Annotated in this window: 2 protein-coding genes; both read right to left on the reverse strand. The window is 45.2% G+C overall.

What is annotated here, in order from left to right; all coding sequences use genetic code 11:
• Nucleotides 1–222 precede the first annotated feature (222 nt).
• Nucleotides 223–792, reverse strand: coding sequence for a retropepsin-like aspartic protease (locus ACRC28_RS08445; RefSeq protein WP_438543015.1), 570 nt, complete (start codon nt 790–792; stop codon nt 223–225).
• A partial coding sequence (locus ACRC28_RS08450) for a hypothetical protein (protein WP_438543014.1) occupies nt 738–1,706 on the reverse strand: 969 nt, incomplete at its 5' end. The genes ACRC28_RS08445 and ACRC28_RS08450, both read right to left, overlap by 55 nt.

The raw sequence follows: 1,706 nt of genomic DNA on the forward strand, positions 1-1,706 counted from the left end.
CTATCTGATAATAGCCCGATGTTGCATCTAATATCGAGAAAATCCTGGCCTCCGTTAGAGAGTCATAAATCTCGTCGACCCGTGGGGACATGTAACAATCCCTTATCGTGACCTGATTTAACGCGCGATAATCTACGCACATCCTCCAACTTCCGTCCGGTTTTGCCACCATCACAATTCTACTACACCACGGACTGCTACTTTCCCTTATAACGCCAAGTCTTAAGTTTTCCGCAATTTCGCGTTCAATAGCTGCCTCTTGGCTAATCGGAATCCGTCCATTCCTCTGACAACCGGAGAATTGCTCGTAGTCTTAATACTGTGTTTTCCTAAGCTACATAAGTTAAGGTGCCCAATCTCTGTTTTAAAAATGTCCTTAAAGTGTTCTTTTACTTCCACTTCCGAACTCAGTCGCACCTCACCTATTGTTTTCGGCTTAGTCGTAATTCGTACTAGCAATGTAGTCAGGAGCTCTGGGTGTTTCCGTATGACGTCCACTCCCAAAATTATGTACTTGCACCTCTCCATGACTAACGGAGAAAACTTGATCTGTGACTTCCCTATATAAGCTTCGCAACCTTTTTTGATTCCTTTAATCCGTAGGGCCTCCCCACTGGCAGATCTAACCAACCCACTGTAGGCTTCTAAGCCCTGAGTCCCGTCTTGAAGGTCGTTCTCGTCTATTAGCGAGACATCCGCGCCCGTATCCAGTAAAATTTTCCTCTGTCTACCATTGATTATTCCTTCAATAAAAAACGGGTTTCTCCAATTTTGTTTAAATAAAATAAAAATTGTTTATTATCGCCCGAAGTCTTATCCTCGACTTCATCCTCCGCAATCGACTCTACTTTCCGGCCGACCCTTGTTCTTTCCCTATTAAGAACAACCGTAAATTCCATGCACTGACTCGTCGTATGGTTCCCTTCTCCGTGGATAACGCAGTACGGTTTCCCTGCGTGTCCCTTCCATTTAGAGGTATAACCTCTGAAGCTACCCTTTGCTTCTCCCTTATAGTTTGTCAAGTTATTCTTATGCTTGGAAAATCCTTTCTTCACATATTGAGGCCTGATGGTCTCCGTATACCTACCATGTTCCACCCTAGACAACATCTTGTCTGGAAATGCTATCCCCGCCACTTCCTCGGCCATCTGAATAAAATCTTCCCAGGACAAAGTGTTTCGTGCCGTCTGCCATAAGTAGGTCTTGATTTCTGACGGAGTCTTTTGAACGACCATTTCTGCCAACGCCCTTAGCGTAACTACCTCCTTCTCATAAATTGCCGTGGCCTGTCGTAGCATCTCAGAATACTCCTCGCGACTCTGAACAATTCCCAGCGCACAAAACTTCGTTAGTGTCACCTGTCCGATTCTAGACGCGCAAAACCTTCTTCTGAGCAGATCATTGAGTGATTTCCAGTCTAAGCTTGAGATCTTACCTCCCAATATCTGAGAAGCCCAGGAGCGGGCCTTACCTTTTAGCGAGACAACTACTACTCGGACCATCTCTTCCTCCTGCCATCCTAACACCTCAGCCACCAAGAGAATGTCTCTGATCCATGTTCCTACATCCTCCTCTTCCTCGCCTCCAAACGATGTAACGGTTTTTACCGCCGTCGCCATGTCAAACTTACTGTTAAACTGTTTATTATTATCTTCCAGCATGGGGGTTATGTCTCCATCAACCTTATATGGATGTTGAGACACTTT

The sequence above is a fragment of the Clostridium sp. genome (genome assembly GCF_051650885.1).
Lineage (GTDB): Bacteria > Bacillota > Clostridia > Clostridiales > Clostridiaceae > Clostridium.